Raw genomic sequence first — 24,750 nt, 5'->3', positions numbered from 1 at the left:
AAAGGCCCTCGCCGCGACTCGCGGGAGCACGCGCGTCCCCCAAGACGCCCGTGCTCCTCACCTCCCCTCGTGACTAGATGCAGCGCCCCGGGAAGAGGCTGAGGCAGCCCTCGCTCCCGCAGCGGGTGAAGAGCGCGCAGCGCCGGGCCTCGAAGTCTCCGAAGGCCCTCACCGACGTGGTGCGCCGCCCCTCCGCCGACGTCTCCACGCACATCTCGTAGTCGGTGATGGGCGTGTTCGGAACCTCGTAGAACGACTCGCCGGAGTTGAGCATCCCGCTGGTGGTCGCGCACGTCATCGCGTTCGCCGCCGTCGTCGCGCGGACCTCCACGGTGCGCACCGCGCACAGGTTCATGTCCTGGATGCCCACGACGAAGATGGAGCCCGAGGGGTCGCACGCTCCGCCCGTCACGGACCTGCAGCTGCCACCCACGCAGTTGCCTCCCGGGTTGCACATCTGACCGCTGGCCGAGTTGCAGCACGCCTCGCCCAAATCACCGCAGTTGCGGCACAGCTCGCCGCCCGACTCCATCACGCACATCAGCGAGCCACTGCAAGTCCCCGTGGCGCTGACGACGCAGCACTCCTGCCCCTCGGAGCCACACGGCACACACGTCCCGCTGTTGCACGCCAGCCCCGCGTTGCAGCTCGCGGAGTCGGTGCGGCACGCGCAGCCCTGCGTGCCCGCCTGGCTGGGGTCGCAGCTCGGGTTGCTTCCCTGGCAGCTTCCACAGCCCGCCATGACGACCATGCACAGCATCAACAGCCCCCGCAGGGGTGAGTTCAGGTTCACGATGGGATTCCTCATTCGCAGTATCGAAGGGAGCACGGTGTCGGCGTCGCTCATGGGCGCAGCACCAGGTGCACGGTCTGTCCCTCGCCATCCACCGCGCGGACCAGGACCTCGAAGTCGTCGGAGACGGCCAGCGCCTCCACGAAGCGGTAACCCGCCTTGGTCAGCTCCACGGGGGCCACCTGGGACAGAGGGACGCTCTTCTTCCCGTCCGGGGTGGAGATGAACGCCGACTGCGTCTTGCCATCCTCGGAGGTGGCGGTGCCCACGGCCCAGCCGCTGGCATTGAGGGACACGGCCTTCGCGGTCGCGAAACCCTCGGGCAGGGGCAGCCACTGCGTGCCCTCCTTCCGAGACCAGCGGAAGGGCTTGAGCTTCTTGTCGGAGGTGCGAACCGTTCCGAGCACCACGCCCACGTCGTTGAGCGCGGTGACTTCCGATTCCTGGTCCACCAGGACCTGGGACTCCTTGCCAACGATTCGCACCGCGCGGGTGCCCTTGCTCGTCGCCACGGTCGACGCGGCCTCACCCAGGGCGTTGAAGAAGATGCGACCCGAGGCGAGCCCGGCCAGGCCCTGGTGCTTCATCGGGCCGACCTCGTCCACCAGGTACACGGTGTCCTTGTCATCCGGCCAGCGCACCAGCGGGGTGCCATGCGCATTGCCCAGGAGCGCCTCGTAGCCGTCGACCCACAGCTCCGGGCCCGACTTCACCGCGCTGGCCTTCAGCCGGAATGCGTTGGGGCCCTTGGACGTGTAGGCGGTGCCGAACACGTCGCCGCTGCCACTGACGCCCTTCACCTCCACGCGGTTCGCCTTGAGGACCTCCTGGAGCGAATACGTGTCCTTCGTGGTGATGAGCGAGTCCGACTCCTGGTTCTCCAGCCGCGCCACCACCGAGCCCCCGTTCAGCACGAAGCGCGGGATGGAGTACCGCGGCAACGTGAACCAGTACTTGAAGGGGAACACGATGAGGACGCACCGCTGGAGCGCGACCCTGAGCGTCTGATTCACGCCTCCTGACGACGCCTGGATGACGGTGGGACCGGACCAGCCCGGGGGCAGCCGCATGGCGAAGCGCGCGGTGCGCTGGGCCTCGGGGACGCGCACGTTGAGCACGCCCACGCTCGCATCCACGCTCATCAACTCCACCAGCGCGCCCCCCGTGGGAGCGGGGCTGCTCAGCGTCACCTCGCCCACCAATTCCGAGGGGTCCGACGACTGGCAACGGTTGGTGGACGTCAGCACGCGAACCGACGACAGCCGGGGACGGGGCATGCCCGCGTAGGCCACGAACTGGCGGACCGACACGGGTTCGGTCCAATCGAACTTGAAGACGATGTCCGTGTAGCCGTCCACCCAGACCTGGCTGCCGGAGGTCAACAGCAGCTCCACGTTGTGCGGACACGCGGAGTGGGCACAGAACGGGTCATCCGCTCCGCGCACCTGCCGGGCCAGGGCCTTCAGCGTGCCGCGCACGCGGGTGACGCTGTTGGCGCCGCCCAGGTAGTAGGGCGTCGAGAGCGTCTCGTTGAAGGTCCAGGTCAGGACGTTGCCGGAGCGCGAGCCGGACATGCGCAGCACCACGTCCGAGTTGATGCCGAAGTCGCGCGCGGGGACGTTGAGGTTCAGCGTGCCGGACGCCTTGGGCAGCAGCCAGTAGCCCGTGGCGTAGTCGTTGCCCTTCACGTGGATGCGCGCCGCGTTGAGGCGCACGTTGGTACCGCGCCAGACGTCGTCCAGGACGTCCGCCTGGGCCACCGGAGACCACCAGAGGCTGAGCAGGGCCACCAGGCCCAGCCCGTTCAGAATGCGTTTCATGAAGACCTCGAATGCTGGGAGTGATTGAGACAGGAGGCGAAGGGAAGCGATGGCTCAGCCGTCACGCTGCGCGGAGGACTGGGCCATCAAGGACATGATGCGGGCGCGCACGGAGGACTGCTGTCCCGGGCGCAGCGCGAGGGCCTGGAGCATCTGGTAGATGGGCGCGCTGCCGTCGAGCCGGTGGGTGATGACGTTCAGGAGCGTGGACTCCGCGCCGGATGCGAGCTGGCCGGAGACGACCCAGGCCCGCAGTCGCTCCAGGTCCGCCGCGTCCAGCGTGCGCGCATCCAGCGCGTCGAGCAGCGCGGCCTGGACGACGCGCTCCTTCTCGAAGCCGAGCGAGTCCAGCAACATGCGGGTGGCCACTTCCTGCGGCGCCTTGCGCAGTGAGCCCGCCGCGGCGGCGCGCACCTCCGCCGAGTCCGCGCGGAGGTGGGGCCCCGCCTGGTCCAGCACGGACTCCTGGCCGGTGTTGCCCAGCGCGCGCAGCGCATGCAGGCGCTCCTCGTCATCGCGGGCATCGCGCAGCGCGTCCTCCAGCGGGCGCATGTACGTCGCCACCTCCGGGTCGCCCTCGGGCAGGTGCGAGACGACGCCGCCCAGGGCGTACAGGGACGCCCGCTCCGTGCCCACGTCGTTCGCCGCTCGGGCCTGGGCGTGCATCGCCGTGAGCATCCGCCCCGTCTCCGGCTCGGGCTCCTTGAGGAAGCCGGCGCGCTGCACCATGAACCCGAAGGCAGCCTCGTGCTCGCGGGCCACCGGCGACTGGAGCAGCTCGCGCATCGTGGCCTGCGCCTCGGCATGGCCAGCCCCGGCCAGGATGTCCATGGTCAGCTCGCGCAGCCCGGGCGACGCGCCCTTGCGCAGGAAAGCGCCCGACAGCTCCCGCGTGCGCTCGGGCTCCAGTTTGAGCGCGGCGATGGCGCGGCGCACGAAGCCGTCCAGGCCCGCGATGGCCTCCGGGCTCGTGGCGGTGGAGAGCACCTGGAGCACGCGGTCGATGGTCATCCCATCGGCCTGGCTGCGCAGCAGCGCGACCTCGGGGTCTCCCTCGAATGCAATCTGCGCGGGCTGGCGGATGATGGACTTGACCTCGCTGGTCGCGACGAGCGGCTTGAGCTCGCGGGAGGCGAACTCCACGCGCAGCCGCATCCGCCGCGACATCAGCGCGCCGCCGTCGGAGCGCGAGGCGTCCAGGGACTCGTCGTGGAACACGCCCGCCAGCCGCCCGTCCGGGGTGCGCTCGAAGCGCGTGAGCGAGCTGAGGTCCTGCTGGAAGGGCGCGGCCCCGCCCGCGGCACGCAGCTTCTGGTAGCGCGAGCGACGGCGCGTCAGCCTCGCGTCCCCATCGCCCTCGAAGCGGAAGCTGGCCTCCACGTCGCCCGTCTGGGTGGCCTCGAGGGCGTTCCACTCGGAGGCATCCTTCAGCTCGGTGGGGAACATCTCGGCCGCCAGCGTCTGCGTGAGCTGACGGAACATGGGCGGCTCTGCTTCCGAGTAGCGCACGGCCAGGAGCGCGCCCCGGGCGTCCAGCTCCACCCACGCGGAGGCGGACTGGGGAAGGTGCGCCGCCAAGGTGGCGGCGTCGGGGAGGAGCGGCTGGCCCGACAACATGGCCTCGTGCCGCTCCAGCGACTTCAGCGTCAGGCGCAGCCGCGTACCGGTGGGGCGCACCTCCAACGCCTGGAGCGCCAGCGAGCCCTCCAGGTGCAGCGTGCCGTCAATCGTCGTGGACTCGCCGGCGGTGGCCAGGGGCAGCGACACGCGCTGGAGGTCGTCCCAGACGAGGCGATAGACGCGCTCCTCGCCCAGCGTCCACTGGTACAGGGGCAGCCGCGAGTCGCTCACGACGGCCGAGGGGTCGGCGACCGCCGCGGTGGGGCGCGTGAAGTACCAGGCGGACAGCGAGCCGGTGAGCAGCAGGGTGGACAGCACGGCCGTGCGGACGGCGAACCTCTGGCGACGCATGACGGACTCCAGGAATCGGAACGGAAGAGGACTTGGGAAGGGGCCACCCCGACACATCTGCATCGGGGTGGCGGAAGAGAGGCCGGCTCCGCCTCGATGGGAGGAGCCGGCTTCTGGACCTGCGCGGGTGGCTAGAAAATCTGGGCCATCGGCACGGTCACTTGCTGCGTGTAGATGTTGTGCTTGATGCCGAACCCGCTCCACGTGAAGACGGGGAACTCCGCGGACAGGGGCCCCAGCTCGGCGAAGAGCATGATGCGGCCGTCCAGGAAGCGCGCCTCGATGTCGAGCTTCGACGTGAGCCGCAGGAACAGCGTGTTCGGGTTCGTCGGGTGCGAGGGCGAGCTCAGGTAGATGCCGACATCGCTGTACAGCGGCAGATTCACGCGGGTGATGGTCACCTCGCCGCGCACGGCCGCCTGGAGCCCCGGGATGCCGATACCCACCGACGCGAAGCCGTTCGCGGTGAGGTACGGGGTGATGATGCCGAAGATGTCCACGCCCAGCAGGTCCGCCGCGCAGTCACGGGTGATGGCGCCACCGAGGGAGATCTTGACGCCCGTCTCGGCGGAGACGCCGCCCGAAATGGTGACGGGGATGAACCACACCATGAAGGTGGTGGAGGCCTTGGCAGCGTCGCTCTTGTAGAAGGGCTTGTCCTCCGCGAAGGTCATGCGCAGCGGGTAGTTCCGGTCGTGGCTGTAGACGGAGAGGGTCAGCACGCGAGCGTCCAGCTTCAGCCGGATGCCGTTGCCCTCGGTGCCCGCCTCGCCGGCGACGTGGACCACCTCGAACCGCGGGGAGCCGAACACGTTCGCGGACGCGTTGAACTCCGCGTAGACCCGCGCGTTGTAGTCGCACCACGGCCCCGTCAGGCCGAACCCCTTCGCCTTCAGGTCGCCGCCGGGCGCGGTGACTTCCCAGCCCGCCTTGTAGTCGTAGCCACCGCCGAACGTGCTGTCGCCGGAGGAGCCACTGTCGCCGTGCTCACCGCCGTGGCGCACCAGGCCCGTGGACGGCTCCACCGGAGCGTCCAGCTTCGCGATGTACTGGCCGTAGATGCTCAGGTACTGGGTGAGCAGCGTGGAGTTGAGCGTGTAGTCCTTCTCCTTCAGCGCGGAGATCTTCAGCAGGTTCGCGTTGCGAACGAAGCTCTTCTCGCTGAAGTCGTTGCCCGTCAGGTTCAGACAGGCCTGCAGGTCCGCGGCGCGGCGCGGCCCCATGGCGGCGTCGAGCTGCCCCTTGTAGCGGCGCGGGCTCCAGTCGCAGGACGTCGCCTTCGAGCTGTCGAGGCAGCCCTTCTCCTGGGCCTGCACCAGCCGCTCCTCGATGGCCTTGTCGAGCACGTAGAGATGCTCGCCCGCGGCGTTGTTCAGCTCCTTCGGGTCCCGGTCCTGCCGCTTGTAGAGGGCGGCGGCCTGCTGCCACTCGGCGTAGACGGCCTCGCGCTGGCGCAGCAGGGCGGTGAAGACCTCCTGCTCCTCCTGGCGCACGGTGAGCACGTCGTCGGCGGTCTTGCTGAGCTGCTTGCTCATCGCCTCGTGCCAGGCGTCCGTCGGCGTGGCCCACTTGCGGGCCTGCTCGTTGTTGGCCAGGGACGCGGCCTCGCTGGTGAACTTGTAGCCGCCGACACCATCGGGGTACGGGCCCGGCGAGAACTCGAAGTACGCGTTCTTCGCCACCATCTGGTCCGCCCAGATGGGCGCCAGCTTCTTCTGGTCCTTGCTGTACAGCGTGCGGTTCGCGATGCCGTTCGCGCCGTACGCCGCGGTGAAGAGCGCCCGGTAGTCGTCACCGTACTGACCCGCCAGCCGCTCGAAGCGGCTGTAGCCGAGGTACTTCTCGTCCACGAACTCCTGGCACGAGGTGAGCTGCGTGCCGTTCTTGTCCCAGGCCTCCAGTTGGGTGAGGTACGCCTTCTCCGCCTTCGTCAGGTTCTCCAGCCGCTTGCGGTAGAGCACCTGGCCCTTGAGCACCTGGCCCGCGAGGCTCTGGTCCATGCCGCTGAAGTTGGTGACGCCCAGCGTGACGGGCTGCGTGCCCACCGTCGCCGTCTTGCCACCGAGCGCATCCGGCAACAGCGCGACCTTCTTGGGCGACTGCTCCCAGCGCGCCTTCCACGCCGTCTCCGTGAGGTCCTGGCAGTACGCGTCGAAGGACTTCCCGCAACTGCTCGAGCGGTAGTCCACGTTCGCGCACTGCTCCAGCACCGGCGTCGTGCACGGCGCCGCGACACTCGCGGGCGCCGCCAGCATCGTCACGGACAGTCCGGCCCAACGCAGCGGGCTCCCCAACAGACCCACTCTCTTCCCCTTGGTCATATGCAGCTTCGTCCTTGGTGTGGGGCCGGCTTCGGGCTCGGCCCGCGCAGCCACAGAGCACACGCTGTGCCGCGCGCTGCTCACTCGGGGACGGGAGGAGACGAGCGCGCCAGGCGAGGACCCGGGAGCAACACGGCGCCCAGGAGCGTTGCCTGCGAGGCAACAGCCTCCACGCGACACTGCCCGTGGGCCACGAAACGACGAACGAGCCCGAGGCCTCGAGGGTTCGAGGCCCGGACTCGGCCGGGGACGACTCAGCGCTTCAGGGAATCAGTGGCCCACGCGCTCGCACAAGTCACCGCGAGCAAAGGTCCAGTCGCGTCGGACGGTGGCGGGGACCACGCCCAGCACCGCCGCGGTCTCCTGGATGCCCAGGCCCGCGAAGTAGCGAAGCTCGACGACGCGGGCCAGCCGGGGCTTGAACGCCTCCAGCTCCACCAGCACCCGCTCCAGCTCCAGGACGTCGATTTCGACGCCGACCGGAAACTCGAAGACCTCGTCGCGCAGGTACAACGGCTCGCGGCGCGCGGCGCTCCGGCGCGCATTGCGCACCCGCACGCCCTCCACCAGCACCCGGCGCATCGCCTGGGCACCCGCGCCCATGAAGTGCCGTCGCCGGTCCGCGTCCAGGACGTCCCCCGACAGGCGCCCCCAGATGTCGCGCAGGAGCATCGTCGGGCCCGTGGAGAGGCGCGGTGACTCGCCATTCATGTCCGAGTGCGTCATCTCCCGCAGCTCCTGGTACGCCACCCACCTCAGGGCGTCCCGAGCCTCCGCGTTCCCGTTGCGAGCGCCGTCCAGCAGCGATGTCATCTCCGACATGCCCATGGTGTCCTCCTGGGTCTCACATCCCATCGAGTCGCTTCGCCACGCCTGCCTACGATTTCGAACGAGTTCCCCCGCGAATCTTGAGAACAAAGAATTGTTTTTCGTGAATGCCGACAATTCCCTGCCCGGTGGGATTACCCAACCTGCGCTCCCAGGGTGGCCTCGCGCAACGCAACCTCACTGCTATTTCTTGAATTTCTCGCTTTTCCACATCCCCAGGGACCACTGGAGTACGTTCGCGGAGCGAGACGTCGGGTTGTCTGCGCCAGGCAGCCCTGCTCGCCAGGCGACACGCCATGCGGGCGGCCCATGCGGGCGGCCCATGCGGGCACGGGAGGCCGTTGCCCGGGCAGCAGGCGCGCGACTTTCCGGGCTGAAGGTGAGTCCCGACGGACGTCAGACGGTGGGCAGCCAGAGGACGAAGCGCGCACCGCCTCCACGCACCCGCTCGTAGCGCAGGTCCGCGCGCATGCTCCTGGCGAGGCGACGGCACAGCGCCAGGCCCAACCCCACGCCGGGCGCGGACTTCGCCGCGGTCTGCACGGATTTGGAGAACGGCTCGAAGAGCTTGCGCGCGGTGGCTGCGTCCACCCCGGGGCCGTGGTCCCTCACCGCCAGCCCCACGCTCCTGCCGCGCCGCTCCAGCTCCACATGGAGGCGCTTGTCCGCCGCGCCCGCCGCGTACTTCGCTGCGTTGTCCACGAGGTTGAAGAGCACCTGCTCCACCGCGGACGGGTCCGTGAGCACGGCCACGCCCGGAGGCACCTCGACGTGGAGGGAGAGGCCCGCCTGGAGTGCGCGCTCGGAGAGCCGCTCCTCCATCCGGGAGAGCAGCGCGCCCACCTCCACGCGCACCAGTCGCGCGGGAGTCCGTCCCCGCTCGATTCGCGCATAGGCGAGCACGTTCTCCACCAGGTGACTCAGCCGCTCCGCCTCCCGGTGGAGGATGTCGAAGTACTCCTGGCGGCGCTCCGCGTCCGGCACCATCCCCGCCGACAGCATCTCCGTGTACATCCGGAACGTCGTCAGCGGCGTGCGCAGCTCGTGCGTCACGGCCGAGACGAACGCGCCCCGGCGCTCGCTGAGCGACATCACCCCGCCCAGGAGCGCCACCACGGCCACGCCCGCGAGCGCCACGCCGCTCCACGCCACCATCAACACCAGGGGCAGGGACGACAGCGCCCCCGACGAGCCCTCCTCGCTCGGAGCCGCGCCCGGCACCAGCCGCACCGGCAGCGACGCCAGCATCCGTCCCTCTCCCTTCACCGCCCCCGCGTCCTTCACGGGCTCCAGCGTCGCGCCCGGCAGCAGGTCCTCCACCTTCCCCTGGAGCCATCGCCGGAGCGAGGGCCAGTCCAGCCAGCAGCCCTGGATGTAGTCCTGCCCGTCCACCTGGACGCGCCGACCGAGCAGCAACGCGTCTCCCACCCAGATGGCCCGCATCTCCTCGACGACTTCCCGGGCGAGGGCCTGCTCCAAGGGCGCCACCTTGCCGTAGCCCACGACGTTCTGACTCGCGGCCTGGCGGGCGCTGCGGGAGCGCGCATCGAACTCGCTCGCGTTCTTCGTCCACTGGAGCGCGTCCGCCAGCTTGATACCAGCCCCCCGCCGCGACATGGGGACGGACGGAGTGGGAACGCGCCTCGCCAGCGCCTCCCCCACGCGAGCGTCCCGCAGCAGGCGCGACACCTGCTCCAGCCGCTCGCGAAGGACCTCCTCATCCACTCCGGGGCGAGGGAGGGACGGGGTTCGCAGCGCGGGCACCACCACCTGGGGCGAGGACACCGCTCCGTCGGGGCCCATCTGGAAGTGCAGCAGGACATGCTCCGGGGGACCCGCGAGCAGCGGCGAGGCCACCCAGGCATGGCCCTCGGGCAGAGGGCGCCGCTCCGCATCCAGGACGCCGCGCGCGGGGGCCACGGCCGCATAGGCCTCCACCGCCACCGCGCTCTCCCGAGCCACCAGCGGCAGCAGCTCCGAGTCGAGCCGCCACAGGGCCAGCCGCACGTTCTCCTCTCGCCCCGCGCTCTCACGCGCCTGACGGTCCGCGCGGTCCAACCGCAGGGCGAAGACAGACAGCCACACCACGCCGGCCAGCGCGAGAAGCAGACAGGCGCTCACCGCGAGCCAGACACGCCAGGAGCGAATCATCTCGGGCCGCCCGGCACGGAGAACATGTAGCCCTTGCCGCGCACCGTGAGGATGACGCGGGGCTCCGCGGAATCGTCGCGCAGCTTCTCCCGCAGGCGCGCCATCGTCATGTCCACCGTGCGCGTCTGCACGCTCCTCGCGGGCAGATGCCACACGCGTTCCAGCAGTTCCTCCCGGGAGATGGCCCGCCCGGCGTTCTCCCCCAGGTAGCGCAGCGCCTCGGCCTCGCGCTCGGAGAGGTCCGTCCGGGAGCCATCGTCGAAGCTCAGCTCACGGCGCTCCACCACGAAGTGGCCTCCTGGGAAGTCCACGCGGGGGGCACCCTGGGGCCGCTCCGCCGAGCGCCGGAGCACCGCGCCCGCGCGGGCCAGCAGCTCGCGCACCGAGAAGGGCTTCACCACGTAGTCGTCCGCGCCGAGCTTCAGCCCCATCACCCGGTCCTCCTCCTGGCCCCGGGCGGTGAGGATGATGACGGGCAGCGTCGGCCGGCTCTTGCGCACGGCCCGGAGCAAATCCAACCCGTCACCGTCCGGGAGCACCAGGTCCAGCAGCACCAGATCCACCGGCGTGCGCTCCGCCAGTCGCTGGCCTTCCTCACGCACGCCCGCTTCGAGGACCTCGTAGCCCTCGAAGCGAAGCGCATCCACGATTCCGCGCCGGATGGCGGGGTCATCCTCGACGACGAGCACTCGGCGCGCGGCCATGACGGCATCCTACTCCAAGGTGAACTGACGCTTCGCCGCCTCGCGGCTCACCACCTGGCCGATGACGCCATCCAGCGTGTCATCCTCCTTCGTGGGGTTCTGCTTGCGAGCCTCCGCGAGGAACTGCTGGCGCGCCTTGCCAAGGTCCTGGATGCGCTGCTGGAGCGCCGCACGCTCCTTCTCCCGAGCCTCCAGCCACGCCTTGCGCCCCTCGCCGTCCAGGTTGCGCATCGGCTCGGGCAGGTCGTCGGCGGCGACGGCGCTCAAGTCCAGCTTGTTCTTCTTCACCGCGTCCACCAGGTCCCAGCTCTCGTTGGAGTAGTTCCCGGAGGACTTCGCCATCGAGCGCGCCGCCATGTTCTGCACCGACACGCCGCGAGAGAGGCTGTCCTGCTCCTGCTGCCGCATCTGGCTCGCCTTGCCCGCGGCGCCGCCATAGACGACGTAGGTCTTGTTCAGCTCCTCGCCCAGCTTTGCAATCTCCTGGTCCTGCGGCGCCGCCAGCTCCACCACCTTCAGGTTCTGGTCGATGTTCATGTAGCTGCCGTCGGCGAGCGTGGCGGCGGCCTTCCACTGGTCCGAGATGCCCTGCTCGTAGTCACCGCAGTGGATGGTGTTCACGGTGATGCCCTGCTTGCTGGCGGCGGACACGGCCTCGCGGAAGTCGACGGGGCCCTGGGTGAAGGTCTCGTTGCCGGCGATGAAGATGAGGCGCATCGCGTCCGGGTTCGTGCTCCAGGCGAGCTTCCGGGTGGCCTCCTGGATGACCTCGCCGCAGTGCTCGGAGCCGCCGGTGGTCCGCAGGGCGAAGAGGCGCTCGGAGATGGCATCCAGGTCCGTGGTGAAGGGCGTCAGCAGACGAATCTCATTCGCGCCCGCGCCCTCCCCCGCGTAGCCGTAGGCGTAGAGGGCCAGCTCGAGCCGGGGAGCGGCGCCCCCGCGACGGGCGCGCGCGAAGCGGTTCACGATGTTCCACAGCTGCGTGCGGGCCTGGTCCAGCAGGCCGTCCATGCTGCCGCTGGTGTCCAGCAGCAGGGCAATCTGGATGACGGGCGCCGAGGCGTCCACCGGCACGGGCTTCGCGGGAGGGACCGCCACGGGAGCGGGAGGCGCCACCGCGACGGGAGAGGGAGACACCACCACGGGCGAAGGCGGAGGCGGAGTGGACGCGGGCTTGCCCAACAGGAGCGCGGAGAGCGCGAGCACCGCGGCCGAGCCGAGGATGATGGGGAGCTTGAGGGCCGGTTTCATCGTGAGTCCTTTCGTGCGGCAGTGCCCTGAAGAGCACGCTTGGAACAGTAACGATGGAGACCGTCCGAAAGGTGTAACCGCCGTGTAACCGGGTGCGCGGCTACCGCGTGTCCCAGAGGAAACCCAGCTCCAATTCGAAGGCCTCGAAGGGCTCCGCGCGAACTATCGCGTGCGCCTCGTGGGTGACGGGCGGGGCGTAGCTTCGTCCCTCGAGGCGATGGACCTCCAACGTCCGGGCTATCGGATCGATGATCCAGACATGGCGCACGCCTTCGCGGGCATACAGGGGAAGCTTCAAGGAGCGGTCCAGCCGCGACGTGGACGGGGACAGCACCTCGCAGACCCAGTCCGGGACGACCGTGAAGCCGACCGTCTGCGGCAGCTCTGGCATCCGCTCACGTCGCCAGCCCGCGAGGTCTGGGACGATGACATTGCCCCCGGACGGATGAAGCTCCGGTTCGAAGAGGATGAGCCAGCCTCCAGGCCCACCCCGCCCCCGGTCGAACGGTCCGCTCAGCTCTCCCCCCAGTCGGAATGCCGCCAGCGCGTGCCGCGGCGCTGGCCGAGGGCTGACGTGCAGCACCCCATCAATGAGCTCCCCGACCACCGTCTCGGGAAGCGCCTCCAGGTCCGCATATGTGGCCGGCTTCTTGTCCATGACGTCCCCATACCCATAAGCCTCGCCGCCCAACCCCAGTTCCATGGTCATACGAGGGGAATAGCACCGGGGTCTGACGTGTGAGGGTGTCCATGCATCAACCACCCTCCCAGGTTGTATCGGCTGGACGGCGTACGCAAGGGGGCGATGCACCGCCACCCGGCTCGGGCCACACACGCGCACGCTGTGCAATCACGCGGCCATTGGCCCCGCCAGCTCAAGCACTCCGGAGCATCAGCCGTTCCACCACGGAGCGCACCTCACGCAGCCGCGCGGGGTCCGTCACGGCGACGAAGATGGTGTCGTCACCGGCCACCGTGCCGGCGAGCCCCGGAACCTCCGGCTCGCGATCCAACGCCAGCGCCAGGGCGGGCGCGTAGCCAGGCCCTGTCTTCACCACGAGCATGTTCGGCGGAGCCTCGATGATGCTGACGCGCTGCCGCTCGGTGGCCACCACCGGCTCCGTGGCCGCGCGCTGATAACGCCCGCCCACCTTCTGCACGCCCAGCTTCTTCAGCCGCCGCGACAGCGTGGACTGGCTCGGCGCCTGCCCTTCCGCTTCCAGCAGCTCCTGCAAGACCGCCTGATCGCTGATCTCCCGCTCCGAGATGAGCCGAAGGATTTCGTCGTCCAGGTTCATTCCCACCACCATGCATGCGCGTGAATTTCCATGCAAGGAACCCGCATGAAAGATTGCGGGAACATTACCCTTGCGCGTCGCGTCTTTCTGCATAATATCCGCGCCCCATTCGCGGAAATGCACGCATGCCGGTGCATATTCATCCACCTATGCATCCGGTCCAGGCCAGGGAGCGCAGGCCCATGAAGCACGTCACGCACATCAAGGATCTCGGCCCCGCGGGTGTAGAGGCCGTCCTCGCGCAGGCAGCGGCCTGGAAGAAGACGCCTCCGGGCCGTCATCTGGAGGGAAGCATCCTTGGGATGGTGTTCTTCAACCCGTCGCTGCGCACGCGCACCTCGTTCGAGGCGGTGATGCTGCGCGGGGGTGGCAACGCCATCATCCTGGACGTCGGCGCGGGCGTGTGGAAGCTGGAGCACCGCGAGGGCGCGGTGATGAACCTGGACCGGGCCGAGCACCTCAAGGAGGCCGCGCCCGTCCTCTCGCGCTTCGTGGACATGCTGGGCGTGCGGACCTTCTCGCAGGGTGGCGGCGACGAGGAGGACGAGGTCGACCCCATCATCAACGCGTTCCGCAAGTGGGCCACCGTGCCCGTGGTCAGCATGGAGTCCGCGCGTGAGCACCCCTGCCAGGGTCTGGCGGACGTGCTGACGTTGCGCGAGACGTTCGGCACCACGAAGAAGCTGCCCGTGACGCTGACGTGGGCGCCGCACATCAAGCCGCTGCCCAAGGCGGTCCCCAACTCGTTCCTCCTGAGCGCCGCGGCGGCGGGCTGCGAGGTGCGCGTGGCGCATCCTCCCGGCTTCGAGCTGCACCCCACCGTGCGCGCGGAGGCGGAGGCGTACGCCAAGGCCACTGGCGGCAGCATCACCTACACCCACGACCAGGACGAGGCGCTCGCCGGCAGCCGCGCCGTCTACGCCAAGTCGTGGGGCCCGACGGCCGCGGCGGCGTTCTCGCCCAACGACGTCACGGCGCTGCTCGCGTCGTATTCCGGGTGGATGCCCACGCTGCGCACCATGGCGAGCGCGGCGAAGGACGCCGCGTTCCTGCACTGCCTCCCCGTGCGTCGCAACGTGGAGGTCGCCGACGAGGTCCTGGACCACCCCAGCAGCCGCGTGGTGGACGAGGCGGGCAACCGCTTCCATGTCCAGCGCGCCCTGCTCCACTGGATGCGCTCGCAGTCCCGCTGAGCGGCGCCACCCAGGCGCGCCTCTCCCCTTCTCTTCCTTTCGAGGTCTCCCGTGCCCTTGTCACCCGACCCGTACTCCGCGCTTCGCAACGCCGCGCGCTATGTGCAGCAGTTCCGCCGCAAGACGTTCGTCGTGAAGCTCGGCGGCGCCATGCTGAGCGACCCGCGTCTGCGCCGCTCCGCGTGCGAGCAGATCGCCCTGCTGTGGACGTTCTCCATCCGCCCCGTCGTCGTGCACGGCGGCGGGCCGGAGCTGGACGCGCTGTGCGACGCGCTCCACCTGCCCGTGGAGAAGGTGGCGGGCCGCCGCATCACCTCCGGTCCCGTGCTGGACGCGGCGAAGATGGTGCTCGCCGGCAAGCTGCACACGGACCTGCTCGCGGACCTCCAGGCGGCGGGCGTGCCCTCCGTGGGCCTGAGCGGCGTGGACGCCGGGCTCATCAAGGCGCGCAAGCGTCCTCCCGTCATGGTGACGGAGCCGGGGGCCACCGAGGGCCGGCTGGTCGACTACGGGCTCGTGGGCGACATCGAGGCGGTGGACACGCGCGTGGTGGAGCACCTGCGCTCGGCCGACTACGTGCCCGTCATCGCGCCCCTCTCCGGCGGCGTGGACGGCGCCGTCTACAACACCAACGCGGACACCGTGGCGGCGGCGCTGTCGGTGGCCCTGTCGGCGGAGAAGCTCTTCTTCCTCGTCCAGGTGCCGGGCCTGCTGCGCGACCTGAATGACCCCACGTCGCTCGTCACGCTGGCGAACCTGACGGACCTGGCGACCATGGAGAACACGGGCGCCATCTCCGGCGGCATGCGTCCCAAGGCGCACGCCATCCGCCACGCGCTCGTGGGAGGAGTGGGCAGCGTGCACCTGGTGAGCGGCGTGGCGCCCAACGCGCTGTTGGAGGAGGTCTTCACCAACGAGGGCAGCGGCACCATGGTGGTGCGCGAGAAGGCGCCGAAGAACGCGGGGAACGGGGGATGAAGGCGGCGGAGCTGCTCCAGGCGCTGGTGGCCATCCCCAGCGTTTCGGGTGACGAGCGACTCATCGCGGACACGGTGTCCGGGTGGGCGGAGGGCTGGGGTGCGCGCGTCCAGCGGAAGGGCCACAACGTGTGGTTCTCCGTGGGAAGCGGGCCGCGCCGGCTGCTCGTCAACTCGCACCTGGACACGGTGAAGCCGTGCGCCGGGTGGACGTACGCGCCCCACGCGCCCGAGTGGCGCGAGGACCGCCTGTACGGACTGGGCAGCAACGACGCCAAGGGCTGCGTGACGGGGATGCTCGTCGCGGCCCGGACGCTCCTGAAGGAAGGCCCGCCGCCAGGCGGAGAAATCGTCTTCGCCTTCACCGCCGAGGAGGAGACGGGAGGCCTGGGCCTGGGCACGCTGCTGCCGGAGCTGGGCCCGCTGGACGCCGCGGTGGTGGGAGAGCCGACGAGCCTCAAGCCCTGCACGGCCCAGCGGGGCATGCTGCTCTTGCGCTGCACCGCGCATGGCCGCAGCTCGCATGTCGCGCACGCGCACAACGCGCAGGCGGTGAACGCCATCCACGTCGCGGCCGGAGACATCTCCACGCTGGCGGAGCTGCGCTTCCCGGCCCACCCGCTGCTGGGTGAGGCGCGGGCGCAGGTGACCCAGATTTCCGGAGGGCTGGCGCGCAACCAGGTGCCGGACGCGTGCGAGTTCTTCGTGGACCTGCGGACGACGCCGAGCATGGACCACGCGCAGGTGGCGACCCAGATTGGTGGCGTCTTGAAGAGCGAGGTGAAGGTGCACTCGGCGCGGTATCAGCCGAAGGCGACGGCCTCGCAGCAGCCCATCGTCCGGGCGGCCATCTCGGCGTCGGGCAACGAGCCGGTGGGCTCCAGCACCACGTCCGACTGGGCCTTCCTGGGCGAGCTGCCCACGGTGAAGGTGGGCCCTGGCGACACGCTGAGGAGCCACCTGGCGGACGAGTTCATCACCCTGGCGGAGCTGGACGCGGGTGCCGCCTTCTACACGCGCCTTCTGCGCGGCTACTTCGAGGAGGTGGCCCGTGGCTGAGACTCTGTGGGGCAAGGGCGCCGCGCTCGACGCGGTCATCCACCGGTTCACCGTGGGCGACGACCCCGTCGTTGACCTGGCGCTGACGCCGCACGACGCGCTGGGCAGCGCCGCGCACGCGCGCATGCTGGGCAAGGTGGGCCTGCTCAAGCCCGAGGAGTCGCGGGCCCTCGTCAGCGCGCTGAAGACGCTGCACGACGAGGCGCGCGCGGGTCACTTCACCATCCGCCCCGAGCAGGAGGACGGGCACACCGCGCTGGAGGCCGCGCTGGTGGAGCGCGTGGGCGAGCCGGGCAAGCGCATCCACCTGGCGCGCTCGCGCAATGACCAGGTGCTGCTCGCGGTGCGGCTGCTCCTGCGCGAAGAAGTCCTGGCGCTGGGCGCGGGCGCCGTGAAGCTGGCCGAGGCCTTCCTGGACTTCGCGCAGGCGCACGCCCACGTGGCGATGCCGGGCTACACCCATCTGCGACGCGCGATGCCGTCGACGTTCGGCATGTGGGGCATGGCCTTCGCGGAGGGGCTGCTCGAGGAACTGGAGGCGCTGCGCGGAGTGTGGGGCCGACTGGACCGCTGCCCGCTCGGCGCCGCCGCGGGCTTCGGCGTGCCGCTGCCCATCGACCGCGAATTCGTCGCTCAGTTGCTCGGTTTCAGTCGCGTGCAAAGAAGCCCCATCGACGCGCAGAACGGACGAGGCCGCCACGAGTCCGCGGTGCTGGGCTGGGCCTGCAGCGTCGCGGGCACGCTGGAGAAGTGGCTGTGGGACGTGCAGCTCTACAGCACGGACGAGTTCGGCTTCCTCGGGCTTCCGGACGCGTTCACCACCGGCTCGTCCATCATGCCGCAGAAGAAGAACCCGGACGTGGTGGAGCTGGCGCGTGGGCGCTGCCGCGAGCTGCGGGGACTGGCGCACCAGGTGGAAGCGGTGGCGGGCGGCCTGCCCTCCAGCTACCACCGCGACTTCCAGTTGCTCAAGCGCCCCACCTTCGCGGCGCTGGCCTCCAGCCGCGCGCTGCTCGACGTGCTCGCCCGACTGGTGCCGGTGCTCCAGGTGAAGGCGGACGCAGCCGCGCGCGCCTGTGATGACACGCTGTACGCGGCCCACCACGCCTACACACTGGTGGCCGGTGGACAGGCCTTCCGCGACGCCTACCGCCAGGTGGGCCGGGAGCTTTCGGACGGCACGTTCCACCCGGACCGCGAGGCCCTGACGGCCACCCACCTGGGTGGCGCCGGAAACCTGGGGCTGCCCCAGGCCCGTGAGGAGCTGGCCGCCGCGCGCGCCTGGCTCGACGACACCCACCGCGCCCTGGCCACGGCCACCGCGCGCGTGTGGGACGTATGACCCCCTTCCCCGTGAGGAGTGACGACATGAGCAAGAAGAACGTGGTGCTGGCCTTCTCCGGCGGACTCGATACCGCTTTCTGCACGGTGTATCTGCGCGAGCAGGGCTACGCCGTCACCACCGTCACCGTGGACACGGGAGGCTTTCCGCCCGAGCAGCTCGCGAGCATCGCGGCCCTGTCCGCGAAACTGGGCGCCGTGGAGCACATCAAGGTGGACGCGCGCGGCACCCTCTTCCAGGGCTACCTGCGCTACCTCATCGCCGGCAACGTGCTGCGCGGACAGCTCTACCCGCTGAGCGTGTCCGCGGAGCGGGCGTGCCAGGCCGTGGAGGTCGTCCGCGTGGCGCGCGAGAAGGGCGTGCAGTCGCTGGCGCACGGCAGCACCGGCGCGGGCAATGACCAGGTGCGCTTCGACGTGGCGTTCCGCTCGCTGGCCGGTGACTTGGAGCTGCTCACCCCCATCCGCACGCTGGGCCTGAGCCGCAAGGAAGAGCTGGCCTTCCTCGCCGAGCGCGGCATCCACATGCCGCCGAAGCTGGGCTCCTACTCCGTCAACGAGGGCATGTGGGGCACGTCCGTGGGCGGCAGCGAGACGCTCAACTCGTGGAGCGCGCTGCCCGAGGCGGCCTTCCCCTCCGGGGAGATTCCCACCGACTTGAAGCCTCGTCCCCTGACGGTGGGCTTCGAGCAGGGCATCCCCGTGTCGCTGGACGGCAAGGCGCTGGGGCCGGTGGAGCTGGTGGAGGCGCTCAACGTGCTGGGGCGTCAGTACGGCATCGGCCGGGGCATCCACCTGGGCGACACCATCCTCGGCATCAAGGGCCGCGTGGGCTTCGAGGCGCCGGCCGCGCACCTGCTCATCACCTCGCACCGCGAGCTGGAGAAGCTGGTGCTGTCCGGCAAGCAGCTCTTCTGGAAGGAGACCGTGGGCAACCTCTACGGCTCGCTCTTGCACGAGGGGCACTTCTTTGACCCGCTGGTGAAGGACCTGGAGGCGTTCCTCAGCTCCTCGCAGGACCGGGTGACGGGCGAGGTGCGGCTGGTGCTGCACCCTCGCTCCATGGTGGTGGAAGGCGTGCGCTCGCCCTATTCGCTGATGGACGCGAAGGTGGCGACGTACGGAGAAGCGAACGTGTTGTGGACAGGCTCGGAGGCCGCTGGCTTCGCCAAGTTGTACGGCGTCGCGCAGATGCTCTCGCACCGGGCGAAGGGAGGCTGACATGAAGGTCTTCGTCGACAAGGTGGGAAGCGTCACCCGGAACCTGGGCCTGGGGCGCACCGTGCACCTCACGCCCGAGGTCAAGGCCGAGGAAGGCGCCGTCATCGCCATCCGCATCCACGGCGAGAAGACGGTCTACAACCAGCTCGAGGACGTCCACGGCCGCCTCGTCACGCTGCACGCGGGCGACATCATGGTGGGCGCGCTGGGTCACCGCAACGCGCTGCACGGCTACGAGGGCGTGGTGCCCGAGTCCGTCACCGTGGGCCAGCGGCTGCACGTGCTGAACATGGGCGGCGTCATCGGCAAGTGCACCTCGCACAACCCCGGCGTGGGCATGCCCTTCGAGGCGGAAGTGCTGGGCCAGGTGCTGGAGTTCCCGGAGCTGATGTCACGCAACGGGCAGCCCGCGCACGTGATGTCCGGCGCGCTCAAGGGCACCAACGTGGCGGTGAAGTGCCCCGTCGTCTACGTGGTGGGCACGTGCATGAACGCGGGCAAGACGTTCGCCGCCAGCGCCATGGTGCGCAGGCTGGCGCAGGCCGGATACCGCGTGGGCGGCGCGAAGCTCACGGGCGTGTCGCTGATGCGTGACACGCTGAGCATGCAGGACTCCGGCGCGGACGTGGTGATGGACTTCACGGACGCGGGCATCGTCTGCACGGGGCCTCGCACGGCGGCGCGAGTGGCGCGGGTGCTGTTCTCCGAGCTGGCGGTGTCCGACGTGGACGTCATCGTCGCGGAGACGGGCGACGGCATCATGGGCGAGTACGGCGTCCAGGCGATTCTGGCGGACCCGGAGCTCAAGGCGCTCGCGGGCGCGTGGGTGATGTGCGCCAACGACCCGGTGGGCGCGGCGGGCGGCGTGCGGCATCTGAAGGAGACGTACGGCATCGACGTGGACGTGCTGGCGGGACCGGCCACGGACAACGCGGTGGGCGTGCGCTTCGTGGAGCAAGTGGTTGGTGTGCCGGCGCGTAACGCTCGCGCGGACCCGGCGGCGCTGGGTGGTCTCATCCTGGAGAAGCTCTCGCCCAAGCTGGGCGCGGGGAGGAAGTCATGACGCGGGCGAACATCTACATCCTGGGGGCCTCCGGTTTCGGCGGAGGCGAGCTGTTGCGGATTCTCTCCGGGCACCCGGCGGTGGCCGGCATCCGCGTCGTGTCCCGGCACCACGCGGGCGAGCCCGTCCACAAGGTGCACCCGCACCTGCGCGGACTGGTGGACGCGAAGTTCGAGGCGGAGCCGGACTGGCGCTGGCTCGCGGACTCGCAGCAGCCCGTGCTGTTCAGCGCGCTGGGCCACGGCGAACTGGCCACCCAGTTCCTCGGCCTGGAGAAGAAGTGGGCCGAGGTGGGGCTCGCCGACCGCCTGCTGTTGGTCGACCTGTCCTCCGACTTCCGGCTGGACCACCCGGGGCGATACGCGGGCGCCTATGGCAAGCCGCACCCCGCTCCGGACCTGCTGGGCACCTTCACGTACGGCCTCACCGAGTGGAAGCGCGAGGAGATCAAGGGCGCCAGGCGCATCGCCAACCCCGGCTGCTTCGCCACCGCGGTGCAGTTGGCGCTCCTGCCCATCGCCGCCACGCCGGGCCTGGGCCTCCTGGCCGTCTCGGGTGTGACGGGCTCCTCCGGCTCCGGCTCGCTGCCGGGCGAGGGCACGCACCACCCGACGCGCGCGCATGACTTCCGCGCGTACAAGCCGCTGGAGCACCAGCACGAGGCGGAGGTCGAGGTCATGCTCGTGGCCCACGGCGCGCAGCGCCACCGGCTGGCCTTCGTGCCGCATTCGGCGCCCATGGTGCGCGGCATCTTCGCCACCGTGCAGTTCGAGTGGCCCGAGCACGGCGGCGCGGTGGTGACGCAGTCGCTGACGGACAAGTTCCGCCGCTACTACGAGGGCTCCAAGTTCGTCCGCATCGTCGAGGGCACGCCGCGCGTCGCCGCCGTCACCGGCAGCAACTTCTGCGACATCTCCGTGGCGACGAAGGGCCGCTCCGTGGCCGTCATGGCCGCGCTGGACAACCTGGTGAAGGGCATGGCCGGCCAGGCCGTGCAGAACTTCAACGTGTCCCTCGGCTTCCCCGAGGACACCGGGCTGCGTCAGGCCGCCTGCTACCCGTGAACGACGCCGCGCCCGCTCCGGGAGCCATGGAGCGGGCGCGGTGGCCCACGGCCTCTTTCGAGGCCTGGGTTAGAGGACGCGGGTGACGGTCAGCTGCGACACGCCTTGCAGCACGGACAAGCCCTCGGGGTTGATCAGGCAGGCCAGGTTCAACAGCGCTGACGTATAGGTAATCGTCCAGGTCACGGTGGAGCCGTAGAACTTCCCGTGCAGCACCGTGCCCACGTAGGCCACCACCGTCGTCAGCCCCCCGACGTTGATGCTGGCCTGGGTGTAGTCGAACCAGGACGTCTCCCCCGTGTTCCAGGTGATGGTGGCCTCGGCTTCGCTCGTGGTCAGCGGACTCGAACACGTGAGCCCTGTCTCGAGGGAGGGACCAGTCGGCCGCCGTACATCCTCAAGGACCACGTGAAGTCCGCCAAGGAGCGCTGGGAGGAGGCCTGCTTCGTCCCGGCCGGCGCCACCCGCGCGGACTTCGAGCGGACGTGCGCCAACCTCGTGGATGAGCGCGGTGAGCGCTTCGAGCGGGGCCTCGTCGTCCGGAAGTACCTGCCCCTCAAGGTCTACGGCAGGACGCCCACCGGCCCCGCGCACCTGGAGTTCCGCCTCTTCTTCGGACACGGCCGCCTGCTCGCGGCCGAGCCGTACCATGAGTTCGACGTCGAGGTGCCCGACTTCACCGCCTTCGAACCGCTGGGCCGCCGCATCGACTCACCCTTCTTCTCCCTCGACGTCGCCATGCTGGAGGATGGCGGCTGGGCCGTCGTCGAGGTGAATGACGGCGGCGTCTCCGGCTTGCCCCCGGGGTTGGACCCTCGCACGCTCTTCGAGCCCCTGGTGGGGGCCGGGTAGCCAGGCACCCGCTACTTCGAACCCACTTGAGAGCAACCGTCACGGCGCGCACCTGGGTTATGGTGCGCGAAGGTTTGACGTCAAAACAGGCAAGGAACGATGCACTTCGAATTGGCCTTCGTCCTCATCTTCGCAGTCGCGACCGCGGTGGCCATCGCGGCGCGGTACTTCAAGATTCCCTACACGGTGGCGCTGGTGGTGGCGGGGCTCACGTTGGGTGCGGTGCGCCTCTTCGAGCCGCCGCACCTCACCAAGGAGCTGCTCTTCGCCATCATCCTGCCGGGCCTCTTGTTCGAGGCGGCGTTCCACGTCGAGTTCCGCAAGTTCTGGAAGAACAAGCTGGCCATCCACGCCATGGCGATTCCGGGCGTGGCGGCCTCGGCGGGCCTGACGGCGCTCATCCTCTCGCAGTGGGTGGAGGGGATGAACGTGGTGACGGGCTTCGGGATGCTCCCGGCGCTGGTGTTCGCGGCGGTCATCGTCTCGACAGACCCGATTGCGGTGGTGGGGTTGTTCAAGTCGCTCGGCGCGCCCAAGCGCCTGCTCATCCTGGTGGAGGGAGAGAGCCTGCTCAATGATGGCACCGCCGTGGTGCTCTTCACGCTGGTGGTGGGGGTGGCGACGGGAGGTCAGTTCACCGTGGGCGGCGCGGTGATGGACTTCATCAAGGTCGCGGGCATGGGCGTGCTGGTGGGCAGCGCGGTGGGGTACGCGGCGGCGCGGGTCATCAAGCGCGTGGATGACGCGATGGTGGAAATCACCTGCACCGTCATCGCGGCGTACGGCTCGTTCGTCATCGCGGAGAACTTCCACTACTCGGGCGTCATCGCGACGGTGGTCGCCGGCATGCTGTGCGGCAACTGGGCCACGCACGAGGGCATGAGCCCCACCACACGAGTCGCGGTGGAAAGCTTCTGGGAATACTGGTCCTTCGCGCTCAACTCCGTGGTGTTCCTCCTCATCGGCCTGGAGGTGAACCTGTCGTCGCTGCTGGCGTCGTGGAAGCCGATTCTGGCGGCCTACGTGGCGGTCATCGCGGGCCGGGCAGTGGTGGTGTACGGCGTGTCCGCGCTGTTGAAGCTCACGAAGGAGCGCATGCCCTGGTCCTGGAGCGCGGTGCTCACCTGGAGCGGCCTGCGCGGCGCCATCTCCATGGTGCTGGTGCTCAGCCTTCCGGCGGACTTCGACCACCGCGAGCTGCTGGTGAACATGACGTTCGGAGTGGTGGTGCTGTCCATCGTCATCCAGGGCCTCTCCATGGCGCCGCTCCTGCGCAAGCTGGGCATCACCGGGCTGAAGGACGCGTACCAGGAGCAGTACGAGCTGGCGCGAGGCCGGTTGGGCGCCATCCACGCCGCGATGGCCGCGCTCGAGGCCCTGCGTCGCACGCGCGAGATTCCCGCTGACGTGCTGACCCAGTTGGAGAAGGACTACCAGGAGAAGGAGGGCGTGACGGAGAAGGAGCTCGCCCAGCTCAAGCAGCAGTCGATGCGCTTCCATGAGGAGGAGCACCAGGAGGCCGTCCGCCGCATGCTCATCGTGGAGAAGGAGTCGCTGCTCAAGGCATATCAGTCCGCCGCCATCGGCAAGGAGGCCTTCGAGCGACTCACGGCGGAGCTGGATGAGCGCATCGCTCACGCGGACGCCGCCGAGATGCACACGTCGTTGCCCGCCACGCCCATCACGCCCACGGGCGCCGTCGGGACCTGACGTCGGACGCACCTCGCGTCACGGGCGGCCTTCGCGGGCTCCTGTGACGCGGGCTCGGCTGGATTGGAGTGCTTCTCAGACCGCCGGCGGCTTCGAGGTGTCCGGAGCCTCTGTCTCCTCGGCGGAAAGGGATTGCTCGGGGAGGCGAATCACCGGGTCCGGGCGCTCCACTTCCGAGGGAGCCGCATGCACCGCGCTCGCGGTGGCGGCCCCAAGGGACTCCACCGCGGACATGGACGTGTCCACACGCGCTTCAGTGCTCGCGTGGGAAGCCGGGCCCGTGGCGGATGTGTCCATGCGCTCCTCGGTGGATGACGCGGGCGCCTGGATGGACGTGTCGACTCGGGCCTCGGTGGAGGGCGTGGGCGCCTGGACGGACGTGTCCACGCGGGCCTCCGCGGTGCTCTGGGCCTCGCGCTGCTCCAGGCGGGCCCCCCCCTGCTCCGCCGCGCGGAGGAACTCGTCGTACTCGCCCTTGCGCTCCTCGGCCTTGGATTGGGTCTTCTCGGATTGCTTCGCGGCGGCGGCCCTTCCCGCCTTCAGCGCGCGCGCACTGACGAAGATGCCCACGCCGAAGGCCATGACGTTCAACACCGAGCCCAGCCCTCCCAGCCACAGCGAGTCCGCCCCGCCCTGGACGAAGCCCAGCGCGAGGACGAAGGTGGCACCGGACACGGCCGCGCCAGCCGCCGTGTGCCAGGGCTTGAGCTCCATCACCCGGCCCGCGCCGTAGCAGAGCACCGGCAGCACACCGAGCAACCACACGTTCTCCAGCAGCACCGCCACCAGCACCTTCAACGGAACGAAGGGCAGCGCCTGCACGCGCAGGCTCAGCCGCAGCGTCAGCGACACGCTGAGGGCCGAGCCCAGGACGAGCGCGATGAAACCCAGTCCCACGATGAACTGGAAACGACGGATTCTGACGCGCAGCGGCTCGAGGACACTCGGCTTGGGGCTCACGGGCAGGCAGCCTACCCCAGTTCAGCCCTCGTCCTCGTCCACGTCCGCTTCACCGCCCTGCGTCCGAGGAGGCGGGCCCTCCGCGTAGAAGACCTCCTCCAGCACCAGCCCCTGGGGCGGCGCCGTCTGTCCCGCCAGCTTCCGGTTGCGCGAGGCCAGCACCTCCCCCACCC

The 24,750-nt window shown here is 69.8% G+C and carries 21 protein-coding genes and 1 pseudogene; 9 read left to right on the top strand and 13 right to left on the bottom strand.

Annotated features, from left to right (window positions below; genetic code table 11):
• Positions 1-73 precede the first annotated feature (73 nt).
• The 10 genes from HUW62_RS19660 to HUW62_RS19615 all read right to left on the bottom strand — a co-directional run bounded on the left by HUW62_RS19660 (position 74) and on the right by HUW62_RS19615 (position 13,149).
• Entirely contained in the window at positions 74-793 is a 720-nt protein-coding gene (locus HUW62_RS19660) for a hypothetical protein (protein WP_240356098.1), read from the bottom strand.
• A gap of 50 nt (positions 794-843) precedes the next feature.
• Positions 844-2,613 (bottom strand): hypothetical protein, encoded by a 1,770-nt coding sequence (locus HUW62_RS19655; RefSeq protein ID WP_176435293.1) that lies wholly within the window; start codon positions 2,611-2,613, stop codon positions 844-846.
• 54 nt (positions 2,614-2,667) lie between these two features.
• Entirely contained in the window at positions 2,668-4,584 is a 1,917-nt protein-coding gene (locus HUW62_RS19650) for a HEAT repeat domain-containing protein (RefSeq protein WP_163861987.1), read from the bottom strand.
• 131 nt (positions 4,585-4,715) lie between these two features.
• Positions 4,716-6,905, bottom strand: a complete 2,190-nt coding sequence (locus tag HUW62_RS19645; RefSeq protein WP_217911432.1) for a hypothetical protein — start codon at positions 6,903-6,905, stop codon at positions 4,716-4,718.
• A gap of 270 nt (positions 6,906-7,175) precedes the next feature.
• Positions 7,176-7,727 (bottom strand): ECF-type sigma factor, encoded by a 552-nt coding sequence (locus tag HUW62_RS19640; protein WP_163861980.1) that lies wholly within the window; start codon positions 7,725-7,727, stop codon positions 7,176-7,178.
• A gap of 402 nt (positions 7,728-8,129) precedes the next feature.
• The gene (locus HUW62_RS19635; protein ID WP_163861978.1) at positions 8,130-9,884 is read right to left on the bottom strand and encodes a sensor histidine kinase KdpD; all 1,755 of its coding nucleotides are present in this window, start codon (positions 9,882-9,884) and stop codon (positions 8,130-8,132) included.
• The gene (locus HUW62_RS19630; RefSeq protein WP_176435292.1) at positions 9,881-10,588 is read right to left on the bottom strand and encodes a response regulator transcription factor; all 708 of its coding nucleotides are present in this window, start codon (positions 10,586-10,588) and stop codon (positions 9,881-9,883) included. The genes HUW62_RS19635 and HUW62_RS19630 overlap by 4 nt, the downstream gene beginning before the upstream one ends.
• A gap of 9 nt (positions 10,589-10,597) precedes the next feature.
• On the bottom strand, positions 10,598-11,839 hold the full coding sequence (locus HUW62_RS19625; protein WP_176435291.1) for a VWA domain-containing protein: 1,242 nt from the start codon (positions 11,837-11,839) through the stop codon (positions 10,598-10,600).
• A gap of 100 nt (positions 11,840-11,939) precedes the next feature.
• On the bottom strand, positions 11,940-12,497 hold the full coding sequence (locus HUW62_RS19620) for a Uma2 family endonuclease (RefSeq protein ID WP_163861971.1): 558 nt from the start codon (positions 12,495-12,497) through the stop codon (positions 11,940-11,942).
• A gap of 217 nt (positions 12,498-12,714) precedes the next feature.
• Positions 12,715-13,149: an arginine repressor gene (locus HUW62_RS19615; RefSeq protein ID WP_163861968.1), complete on the bottom strand. Its 435-nt coding sequence runs from the start codon at positions 13,147-13,149 to the stop codon at positions 12,715-12,717.
• A 170-nt stretch (positions 13,150-13,319) separates the two neighbouring features.
• Here HUW62_RS19615 and HUW62_RS19610 point away from each other — a divergent pair, with 170 nt between their 5' ends.
• From HUW62_RS19610 to argC, 7 genes are read left to right on the top strand one after another with little or no spacing between them, the layout of a single operon-like run.
• A complete protein-coding gene (locus tag HUW62_RS19610) occupies positions 13,320-14,330 on the top strand; it encodes an N-acetylornithine carbamoyltransferase (RefSeq protein WP_163861966.1) in 1,011 nt (336 codons plus the stop codon).
• A gap of 51 nt (positions 14,331-14,381) precedes the next feature.
• Positions 14,382-15,308, top strand: a complete 927-nt coding sequence (argB, locus tag HUW62_RS19605) for an acetylglutamate kinase (RefSeq protein ID WP_163861963.1) — start codon at positions 14,382-14,384, stop codon at positions 15,306-15,308.
• Complete coding sequence (locus tag HUW62_RS19600; protein ID WP_163861961.1) at positions 15,305-16,366, top strand: M20/M25/M40 family metallo-hydrolase; 1,062 nt, start codon at positions 15,305-15,307, stop codon at positions 16,364-16,366. The genes argB and HUW62_RS19600 overlap by 4 nt, the downstream gene beginning before the upstream one ends.
• The gene (argH, locus tag HUW62_RS19595) at positions 16,359-17,708 is read left to right on the top strand and encodes an argininosuccinate lyase (protein ID WP_176435290.1); all 1,350 of its coding nucleotides are present in this window, start codon (positions 16,359-16,361) and stop codon (positions 17,706-17,708) included. Before HUW62_RS19600 ends, argH begins: the two co-directional genes overlap by 8 nt.
• Positions 17,709-17,734: 26 nt before the next feature.
• Positions 17,735-18,928 (top strand): argininosuccinate synthase, encoded by a 1,194-nt coding sequence (argG, locus tag HUW62_RS19590; protein ID WP_163861958.1) that lies wholly within the window; start codon positions 17,735-17,737, stop codon positions 18,926-18,928.
• A gap of 1 nt (position 18,929) precedes the next feature.
• A complete protein-coding gene (locus HUW62_RS19585; RefSeq protein WP_141643554.1) occupies positions 18,930-19,991 on the top strand; it encodes a hypothetical protein in 1,062 nt (353 codons plus the stop codon).
• Positions 19,988-21,055: an N-acetyl-gamma-glutamyl-phosphate reductase gene (gene argC / locus HUW62_RS19580; RefSeq protein WP_163861955.1), complete on the top strand. Its 1,068-nt coding sequence runs from the start codon at positions 19,988-19,990 to the stop codon at positions 21,053-21,055. The genes HUW62_RS19585 and argC overlap by 4 nt, the downstream gene beginning before the upstream one ends.
• Before the next feature lie 69 nt (positions 21,056-21,124).
• On the opposite strand, the gene HUW62_RS50020 is transcribed toward argC, so the two are convergent.
• Positions 21,125-21,463, bottom strand: coding sequence for a hypothetical protein (locus HUW62_RS50020; protein ID WP_176435287.1), 339 nt, complete (start codon positions 21,461-21,463; stop codon positions 21,125-21,127).
• Between HUW62_RS50020 and HUW62_RS19570 the strand changes: the two genes are divergently transcribed.
• Positions 21,464-21,907 (top strand): ATP-grasp domain-containing protein, encoded by a 444-nt coding sequence (locus HUW62_RS19570; RefSeq protein ID WP_368670442.1) that lies wholly within the window; start codon positions 21,464-21,466, stop codon positions 21,905-21,907.
• Between the two features lie 99 nt (positions 21,908-22,006).
• Positions 22,007-23,617: a Na+/H+ antiporter gene (locus tag HUW62_RS19565; RefSeq protein ID WP_176435289.1), complete on the top strand. Its 1,611-nt coding sequence runs from the start codon at positions 22,007-22,009 to the stop codon at positions 23,615-23,617.
• A gap of 75 nt (positions 23,618-23,692) precedes the next feature.
• Here the strand turns inward: HUW62_RS19565 and HUW62_RS19560 are convergent, their stop codons facing one another.
• Both HUW62_RS19560 and HUW62_RS50015 read right to left on the bottom strand, forming a co-directional pair.
• On the bottom strand, positions 23,693-24,577 hold the full coding sequence (locus tag HUW62_RS19560) for a hypothetical protein (protein ID WP_176435288.1): 885 nt from the start codon (positions 24,575-24,577) through the stop codon (positions 23,693-23,695).
• 21 nt (positions 24,578-24,598) lie between these two features.
• A pseudogene (locus HUW62_RS50015) lies at positions 24,599-24,750 on the bottom strand (tRNA pseudouridine(38-40) synthase TruA); the annotation flags it as partial.

It is taken from the genome of Myxococcus sp. AM011, assembly GCF_013372595.1.
Lineage (GTDB): Bacteria > Myxococcota > Myxococcia > Myxococcales > Myxococcaceae > Myxococcus > Myxococcus eversor.
The sequence above is the reverse complement of the archived record's forward strand: the minus strand, read 5'-3'. Positions and strand labels throughout refer to the sequence as shown.

Coding starts and splice junctions, on each gene's coding strand:
- HUW62_RS19655 (WP_176435293.1), bottom strand. CDS start 2,613: ATGAAACGCATTCTGAACGGGCTGGGCCTGGTGGCCCTGCTCAGCCTC.
- HUW62_RS19650 (WP_163861987.1), bottom strand. CDS start 4,584: ATGCGTCGCCAGAGGTTCGCCGTCCGCACGGCCGTGCTGTCCACCCTG.
- HUW62_RS19645 (WP_217911432.1), bottom strand. CDS start 6,905: ATGACCAAGGGGAAGAGAGTGGGTCTGTTGGGGAGCCCGCTGCGTTGG.
- HUW62_RS19640 (WP_163861980.1), bottom strand. CDS start 7,727: ATGTCGGAGATGACATCGCTGCTGGACGGCGCTCGCAACGGGAACGCG.
- HUW62_RS19635 (WP_163861978.1), bottom strand. CDS start 9,884: ATGATTCGCTCCTGGCGTGTCTGGCTCGCGGTGAGCGCCTGTCTGCTT.
- HUW62_RS19630 (WP_176435292.1), bottom strand. CDS start 10,588: ATGGCCGCGCGCCGAGTGCTCGTCGTCGAGGATGACCCCGCCATCCGG.
- HUW62_RS19625 (WP_176435291.1), bottom strand. CDS start 11,839: ATGAAACCGGCCCTCAAGCTCCCCATCATCCTCGGCTCGGCCGCGGTG.
- HUW62_RS19620 (WP_163861971.1), bottom strand. CDS start 12,497: ATGGACAAGAAGCCGGCCACATATGCGGACCTGGAGGCGCTTCCCGAG.
- HUW62_RS19615 (WP_163861968.1), bottom strand. CDS start 13,149: ATGGTGGTGGGAATGAACCTGGACGACGAAATCCTTCGGCTCATCTCG.
- HUW62_RS19610 (WP_163861966.1), top strand. CDS start 13,320: ATGAAGCACGTCACGCACATCAAGGATCTCGGCCCCGCGGGTGTAGAG.
- HUW62_RS19600 (WP_163861961.1), top strand. CDS start 15,305: ATGAAGGCGGCGGAGCTGCTCCAGGCGCTGGTGGCCATCCCCAGCGTT.
- argG (WP_163861958.1), top strand. CDS start 17,735: ATGAGCAAGAAGAACGTGGTGCTGGCCTTCTCCGGCGGACTCGATACC.
- HUW62_RS19585 (WP_141643554.1), top strand. CDS start 18,930: ATGAAGGTCTTCGTCGACAAGGTGGGAAGCGTCACCCGGAACCTGGGC.
- argC (WP_163861955.1), top strand. CDS start 19,988: ATGACGCGGGCGAACATCTACATCCTGGGGGCCTCCGGTTTCGGCGGA.
- HUW62_RS19565 (WP_176435289.1), top strand. CDS start 22,007: ATGCACTTCGAATTGGCCTTCGTCCTCATCTTCGCAGTCGCGACCGCG.